A 384-nucleotide genomic window follows, 5' to 3' on the forward strand; every position below is an offset into this window, starting at 1 on the left:
CCCCGGCCCCGACGGACTGCCGCGCTGCCCCTGGTCCCTGTCCGCCGAGGACTACCGCGCCTACCACGACACCGAGTGGGGCCGGCCGGTGCGCGGCGACCGGGAGCTGTTCGAGCGGCTCACCCTGGAGGCCTTCCAGTCCGGCCTCTCCTGGCTCACCATCCTGCGGCGGCGCGAGGGGTTCCGGGCCGCCTTCGGACACTTCCGGATCGCGACGGTCGCCGCCTTCGGACCGCAGGACGTCACCCGCCTCCTCGCCGACCCCGGCATCATCCGCAACCGCGCCAAGATCGAGGCCACCCTGCACAACGCCCGCGTCCTCACCGAGTGGCCGGAGGGCCGGCTCACCGACCTGATCTGGTCCCGGGCCCCCGGCCCCCGGCC

Annotated in this window: 1 protein-coding gene; it reads left to right on the top strand. The window is 75.3% G+C overall.

The window, feature by feature from the left end:
* Positions 1-384: DNA-3-methyladenine glycosylase I (locus FOE67_RS28590; RefSeq protein ID WP_182667663.1), on the top strand; the 384-nt coding region annotated here is incomplete at both ends.

It is taken from the genome of Streptomyces calidiresistens (assembly GCF_014141525.1).
GTDB lineage: Bacteria > Actinomycetota > Actinomycetes > Streptomycetales > Streptomycetaceae > Streptomyces > Streptomyces calidiresistens.